This is a genomic window from Prosthecobacter sp., from assembly GCF_044373815.1.
GTDB lineage: Bacteria > Verrucomicrobiota > Verrucomicrobiia > Verrucomicrobiales > Verrucomicrobiaceae > Prosthecobacter.
Window position 1 is genome coordinate 1 of the sequence record NZ_JBIPNG010000323.1, and the last position, 7,659, is coordinate 7,659.

The window sequence follows — 7,659 nt, forward strand, 5'->3', positions numbered from 1 at the left end:
GATGTCATCGGCGGCTTCCGCGAACGCTACCGCTCGTTGAGTGCGGGCAACATGCAGGTCTCATTCAATTTTGCCTCCGGCTGGAACCCACGCGTCCGCCTCAATCAGCCCGTCGATGCCTCCGGCCAGCTTCCCACTGGCGAGCCCTTCCAGAGTCTCGCCGACTTCCAGGCTCTCGTCCTGCGCAACCCCGACGCCCTCGCCGCAAACATGGTCCGCCAACTCCTCATGTATGCCACCGGCTCCGAGCCCCACTACTCTGATCGCCGCGAAATCACCCGCATCCTCGCGCAAACCAAACCAAGCAACTACGGCCTTCGCTTCCTCATCGACGCCATCGTGCAGAGCGATCTGTTCCTCACGAAGTAAGAACATCATCATGAAACGCACACTCCCCTTCCTCACCACGCTCGCTTTCGCAGCATTCGCTCACGCTGCGGACACACCGCTCTTCGATGGGAAGACCTTCACCGGATGGGAGGGCGATACGAAGAATACCTGGCGCATCGAGGACGGCGCGCTCGTCGCGGGCACGCTGGAGAAGCCGCAGGCGGAGAATGATTTTCTCGCGACGACAAAGCAGTTCGCGAATTTCGAGCTGACGCTGAAATGGAAGCTGGATGGCACGAAGGGCTTCGTGAATGGCGGCGTGCAGTTCCGCACGAAGCGCATTCCGGGCTCGCACGAGGTGTCAGGCTATCAAGCGGACCTCGGCGCGGGTTACGACGGGGCGCTCTACGATGAGAGCCGTCGTCGGAAGGTACTCGCGCGTCCATCGAAGGAGGTGCTGGATAAGGCGCGGAAGCCGCTCGGTAAGTGGAACGACTACCGCATTCGCGCCGAAGGGCCGCGCATTCAAATCTGGCTCAATGGCGTGCAGACGGTGGACTTCACCGAGACCGATCCCGGCATTGATGCGACCGGTATCATCGCGGTGCAGATCCACGGCAACGCGACTTCGGTGGTGGGCTACAAGGACATCACGATCAATGAGCTGCCCGCGACGGAATTGAAGAGCGCGAACAACTTGCAGGATCACGATGTCATCGCGCTGACGGGCGGCTCGAACATGGAGCGCACGCGCTTCAATGGCTATCTCCAGACGCACCTCATCGCGGCGAAACCAGCAGGACAGATCAAGGTGCGCAACTTTGGCTGGGAGGGCGACACGGTCTTTGAGCAATGGCGCGATGCAGGCGCGGCGAGTTCCACGAGCAGTTGGCGGCAGCAGCGCGAGTGGCGGCAGCAGCTCCGAGATGCGGGTGCGACGGTGGTGCTCGCGCAGTTTGGGCAAATGGAATCGCTCGCGGGCGTGGCGAAGCTGCCGCAGTTCATCACGGCGTATGAAAAGCTGATCGCGGAACTTGCCGAGGAAGGACGGCGCGTGGCTCTGGTCGCACCGGTGGCATTCGAGGGCAAGCTTGCGGCGCGGAACGAAAGCCTCGCGGCTTACACGAAGGCCATTCGCGATCTCGCGGCGAAGCTTAAGCTCCACTTCATCGAGATCGACAAGGCCGACGAGAATCGCGGCGCGCTCACCGACAACGGTTATCAACTCAATGACACGGGCCATCGCTTCGTTGCATGTCGCGTCGCGGAAGAGCTCGGCGTTGCGTCGGTGGAAAACGAAGCCATGCGCCGCGAGGTGCTGGAGATGGAACGGCTGTGGTTCGACTACTGGCGGCCGATGAACTGGGCCTTCCTCGCCGGTGACCGCAGCGGCGTGCCTTACTCGAAGGACTGGCGCAACCGCGACAAGCGCATCTTTCCGCAGGAAATCGACGACTTCCTGCCGCTGCTGAAGCAGGCCGACGAAAACATCTGGGCCGCACTCGCGGGTAAACCGACAACGCCCATCGGCGTCCGTTCCTCCATTCCAGTCGAAGCACCGAGCGCCAGGCCACTTTCGCCTGATGAAGAGAAGGCGCAGTTTCAAATCCTCGACGGCTATGAAGTGAATCTCTTCGCCTCGGAGTCGGACGGCATCGTGAAGCCAGTCCAAATGCGCTGGGATGAGCGCGGGCGGCTTTGGGTCGCTTGTGCGGCGAGCTATCCGCAGATCAAGCCGGGCGAGAAGGCGAACGACTATGTGCTCGTGTGCGAAGACACCGACGGCGATGGCAAGGCCGACAAGTTCACAAAATTCACCGAGGGCCTATTCATGCCCACCGGCATCGAGCTGGGTGATGGCGGCCTCTACGTCGCTCAGGGCACGGAGTTACTCCACCTCAAGGACACCGATGGCGATGGCAAAGCCGACACTCGGTGCATCGTGCTCGGTGGCTTCGGCACCGGCGACTCGCATCAAAATCTCAACGGGCTGAACTGGGGCTTCGGCGGCGAGCTGTGGTTCACGCAGGGGCACCACATCTACTCACGCGTCGAGACACCTGAAGGCGTGGAGACGCTGAACCGTTCCGGCGTGTGGCGCTGGCGTCCGCGAACCGGGCATCTCGATCCGTTCTTCCAGTTCTCCTCCGCCGGTGCGAACTGCTGGGGCGTGGTGACGAGCGAGTTCGGTCAGCCGTTTCACAAGAGCGGTGCGAATGTCGGCAGTTGGTTTTCGACCCCGGGCCTCGTGCGCTCGGTGCTCGCGGTGAATGCGGGCGCGATGAATCTCTTCCAGGCACCGATCAAGCAGGTGGGCCAGGAGTTCCTGCACAGCAGTCATTTCCCAGCGGAAATGCAGGGCCGCATGATCATCGGCGGCTACTACGCCAACGTGCTGGAGCAGCATGAGCTGAAGCTGGAGAACGGCATGTTCAAATCCATGCAACTGCCGAGCATCATCAAGTCACGCAGCACCGTCTTTCGCCCCATCGAGGTGCGCATGGGACCGGACGGCGCGATGTATGTCACCGATTGGTATAACCCCATCATCGGCCACTATCAGGCCAGCTATCGGCATCCTGACCGTGACAAGGAACACGGCCGCATCTGGCGCGTGACATGGAAAGGCGGGAAGAAAGTCTCGCCTGCCAAGCTCGCAGGTGCGAGCGTGCCCGAGTTGCTCGAACAACTCGACTCCAAGGAACGCTGGGCCTGGTATCAATCGAAGCGCCTCCTCATCGAACGCGACACCAAGGAAGTCATCGCCGCGCTCAATGCATGGCTGCCGAAACAACAAGGCAACGACTACCGCCGCTTGCTCGCGCTCTCGCTTTACGAGGCCCACGAGACGACGCGCCCTGCCTTGCTCGCCGAGTTGCTGCGCTCCGCCGACACCCGCATTCGCGCCTATGCTACGCGGGTCATCGGCACCTGGGCGCGCGACGGCCATCTGCCGGACGCGCTGAAGCTTCTAGAAGTGCAAATCACCGACGAGGACGCGCTCGTCCGCCTCGAAGCCATCGTCGCCGGCAGCTACGTGAACGATCCGCGCGCCGCCGTCGTCGCTGCCCGCGCGCTGGACAAGGATTTCAACGCCTACCACCGCCACGCGCTCACCAAAACCCTGCACGCCACGAACCCACTCTGGTCCGGGCCAATCGCCTCGGGCAAGCTCAGCTTCGACCAGGACGAGCACCTCATCTTTGCCCTGCAAAACGGCTGGGTGGAAAACAACGTCGGCGACCTGCTCGCCCGCGAGTTCGATGATGAGAAGCGCCCGAGCACCAGCGCCAAAGCCGCCGAAATCATGCGCACCCAGATCGCCAAGTCCGCAGGTGATCCCACACGGCTGCAACGCTGGCTCATCGCCTTCGCAGGCATCGCCAGCGCGGGTGATGTGCCGTTCATCTTCGAGCGAGCGAGCAGCGACGCCCGCGTGCTCGGTGCGCTGCGCTCCGAGCGTCCCGCAGACGCGGATAAACTCCTCACACCGCTCTTTGACTCCACCCACCCCGAACTCCGCGCCCAAGGCGTGCGCCTAGCCGGGCTGTGGAAAGTCGCGGCCTACGTGCCACAGCTCCGCAATCTCGCCTTCGAGCAAAACCTGCCGCACGCGCTCACCGCGCTGCTCGGCGTGAGTCCCGATGAAGTGGCGCAACACGTCCTCGCCCGGCTGCGGGAACTGAAAACCCCGCAAGACGCCAAACCGCTCCTCACCGCGCTCTTTTCACAAAAAGAGGGCCGCACCGCGCTGGAGTACGCCTTGAAGAAGCCGAACGTCCTGCCGCCCGACGCCGCGAAGCTAACGTTGCAGGCCCTGAACGTCATCGGCCTGAGCGATGGTAAAATCTCACCGCTTCTCATGAAGCTCGCCGGTATCAATGCCGCGCTGCCTGCTTACACTAAGGACACCATCGCGAAGATCGTCACCAGCGCCGCGAGCATCGGCAACGCAGCCGAAGGCAAGAAAGTCTATGAACAATCAGGCTGCATCGCCTGCCACATTCCCGGCGCACCGCAGAGCAAGATTGGCCCCGATCTCAGCAGCATCTCACGTGGCCTGCCCCTGGACATGATCGTCACCGAAGTCATCTGGCCCGCGCTCAACGTAAAGGAAGGCTACGAAGCCTCCACCATCACGATGAAAGACGGCACAGTCATCACTGGCTTCAAGCAAACCGAAACCGCAGAAGCCATCGCCATCCGCGACATGACCACCGGCACGGTGAAATCCATCCCGCGCAACGAAACCCAAAGCATCAAAACCGGCGGCACCGTCATGCCCGATGGACTGACTGCCACGCTGAGCCCGCAGCAAGTCGCCGACTTGATCCGCTACCTCTCCGAACTCGGGAAATAATTGCAGTTTCCAGGATGAACCTCCATGCCCACCGCGCCGGACAACCACGACGCCCACGACTACGCCGAGCGCATCCGCGAATCGTCGTGATGAAAGAGACTGCAAACGAACTCACATCACCTTTCACAAAACCCAATCCTCCTCCGGCGCCTCCCCTTCTCCCCCGAGTGCTCCGCCTTGGCCTTTCTCACCTTCGCAATCTCCCGCTCCAGAAGCTCCTGCGTCACCAACCACTTCGCCGAATCAGCATCCACACTCCCTGCATGAATCGCGTTCACGCAGATGTTCAAGATGTCCCCACCGCTGAGTCCGCGTGATAGCTCCGCAAGAACTGCGTAATCAGCCGTCACCCGATCTGGGTTGGGGAGATGGAGGGCGAACAGCTCCCGACGCATGGAGGCTTCACTCACAGTCGCACCCCGTCCCCGCTCCACGTCCAGGATCAACTCGACGCGAACCCCTCAAAAGCAATTTCCCAGCAGAAGAACGGCCAGCTTCTCGTCGTATGTTTCAACCTGCCTGCATTTGAAACCGACTCGACTATGCCATCCACCTTCCCATATCGGAAAGCCGCTGGCCTTGTGCTCTGCTGGAGCGCGATGGCTCATGCTGCATCAGCGGTGGGTGAAGTGACGTTGTTTGAGGCAAAGATTCGACCGCTCTTCATTCAGCAATGCCAGAAGTGCCACGGCGAGAAGAAACAGGAGAACGGCCTGCGCTTGGATTCCAAGGCAGGCTGGCAGAAGGGCGGCGATCATGGCGCGGTCATCAAGCCGGGTGATGTGGAGAACAGCCTGCTCATCAAGGCAGTGCGGCGCACGGACAAGGAGCTACAAATGCCTCCGAAGCACGTGCTCGAGACTGAGGAGATCGCGGCACTGGAGCAGTGGGTGAGGATGGGCGCGCCTGATCCGCGTGAAGGCAATGCGGTCTCGAACGTGGTGGATGTGGTGGCAGCACGAAAGCACTGGGCCTTTCAGCCGGTTGCCCATCCGCAGCCGCCGACGCTGGCTGGCAATGCCCAGCAGCCACTCGACCAGTTTGTGCTGGCCAAGCTTCAGCAACAGGGGCTGCAACCCAATGGGCCAGCCGACCGGCGGACCTTGATCCGCCGTGCGACATTCGACCTCACCGGCCTGCCGCCCACGCCGACGGAGATTGACGCGTTTCTGCATGACACCTCGCCGAATGCCTTTGGCCATTTGGTGGATCGTCTGCTCGCCAGTTCGGCCTATGGCGAACGCTGGGGACGGCATTGGCTTGATGTCGCGCGCTATGCCGACACGGCAGGCGATGGCGCGGACTACCCGGTGCGCGAGGCGATCAAGTATCGCGACTGGGTCATCAATGCCTTCAATGCCGACCAGCCGTTCAACGACTTCATCCGCGAGCAGATCGCGGGCGACATTCTTGCGACCAAAGGACCGCCGGAACAATATGCCAACCGAGTCACGGCCACTGGCTTCCTGGCGATTGGCAAGCGCTACGGCTACAAGCCATCGCCCGATTACCAGCACCTGGATTTCGCTGATGCGATTGACTCAGTGGGGCGCTCATTGCTCGGCCTGTCGCTTGGCTGTGCGCGCTGCCATGATCACAAGTTCGATCCCGTAAGCGCTGCCGACTACTATGCGCTCTACGGCATTTTTCAGAGCACGAAGTGGACGTTCCCCGGCGGTGAGGAACAGAAGCGTCCTTCGCAGTTTGTGCCTCTGATTGCGCCGGACGAAGCGGCTCGGCTCGACAAGGTCAGGGACGCTGAACTTGCGCGGCTCGATGCGGCGCTGGCTCGATTGAAACAGCAACGCGCCGCGCTGGATGGCAAAGGGTTGGACCTCGGTCTCGAAGCCCAAACCATCGGCAAGCCGCCCGCCGCGCCTTGGTTCTCGGCGGGTCCGAACTTGCTCATGGCCGAGGCGCAGAGTCCCTTCGCTCATGTGCATACGGCTGGCACGCGCGGCGTGCGGATCGGCACTGGCAAGGCGAACGATGGCTTGCGTTATGTCTTCGCCAACGGGCTGCGCGCCACGCCTGGCAAGCAGATGCATTTCACCATCGACTTCCGCACTGTGGCACCGACCGACAAGACGGGTGCCTATCGCTTCTATCTTGGTCGGGGCGTAGTGCAGTCGGTGGCGGTGGAAGTCAGCGTGACGGCATCTGAGATCGCCATTCGCGATGGCACGAAGTGGGAGGTGATTCGCAAGCTCATGCCCGGCACCTGGCAGACGCTGCGGCTCACGCTCGATGCCGCGAAGAAGACTTACTCGGGCGTTGTCGGCACCGTCGGTGACTTGACGGAGTTCAAGGACAAGGTGCTTGGCACGACTTGGGATGGCGTTGCTGACACCTTCATTTGCGATGCTATCGGCCATGTCAGCGGGCCAGTGCCGGAGCACGATCTCGACAATCTCGGCTTGCAAGAGACAGCCTTTGGCGAGCCCGGCAGCGGCCCTGTCATCGGTCCCGCAGAACCAGCGGACTTGGCGGCCCGACTCAAGATTCTCAACGACGACCTTGCCGCCACAACAAAGCTCCGCGATGCCGAGGCTGCGAAGGAACTCTATCCCGTGGCCTATGGCGTGAGTGAGGACAAGCCGGTCAATGTCCGCATCCAACTGCGCGGTGAGCCCGACAAGCTCGGCGATGAAGTGCCGCGTCGTTTCATCGACATCCTCGGCGGTGACAAACTCCCTGCGGATGAACTCGGCAGCGGTCGGCTGGAGCTGGCCAACTGGCTCACGCGTTCCTCGAATCCGCTGACGGCGCGTGTGTTCGTGAACCGCGTCTGGCAGTGGCACTTCGGCCAAGGACTCGTGACAACACCGAGTGACTTCGGCTTGCGTGGCGACCCGCCAAGTCATCCCGAATTGCTCGACTGGCTCACGTCGGAGTTCATTGCTTCTGGCGGGTCGGTGAAGGCGCTGCATCGACTCATCATGCGCTCGCAGACTTATCAACTGGCCAGC

The 7,659-nt window shown here is 61.8% G+C and carries 3 protein-coding genes; all 3 read left to right on the forward strand.

Annotated elements, in window-relative coordinates:
- A partial coding sequence (locus ACIREA_RS21880; protein ID WP_397384485.1) for a DUF1585 domain-containing protein occupies positions 1-369 on the forward strand: 369 nt, incomplete at its 5' end.
- A 10-nt stretch (positions 370-379) separates the two neighbouring features.
- Positions 380-4,690: a PVC-type heme-binding CxxCH protein gene (locus tag ACIREA_RS21885; RefSeq protein WP_397384486.1), complete on the forward strand. Its 4,311-nt coding sequence runs from the start codon at positions 380-382 to the stop codon at positions 4,688-4,690.
- 542 nt (positions 4,691-5,232) lie between these two features.
- Positions 5,233-7,659: PSD1 and planctomycete cytochrome C domain-containing protein (locus tag ACIREA_RS21890; RefSeq protein WP_397384487.1), on the forward strand; the 2,427-nt coding region annotated here is incomplete at its 3' end.

What these genes read in the sequence shown, in the direction of transcription:
- ACIREA_RS21885 (WP_397384486.1), top strand. Translation starts at nt 380, where the DNA reads ATGAAACGCACACTCCCCTTCCTCACCACGCTCGCTTTCGCAGCATTC.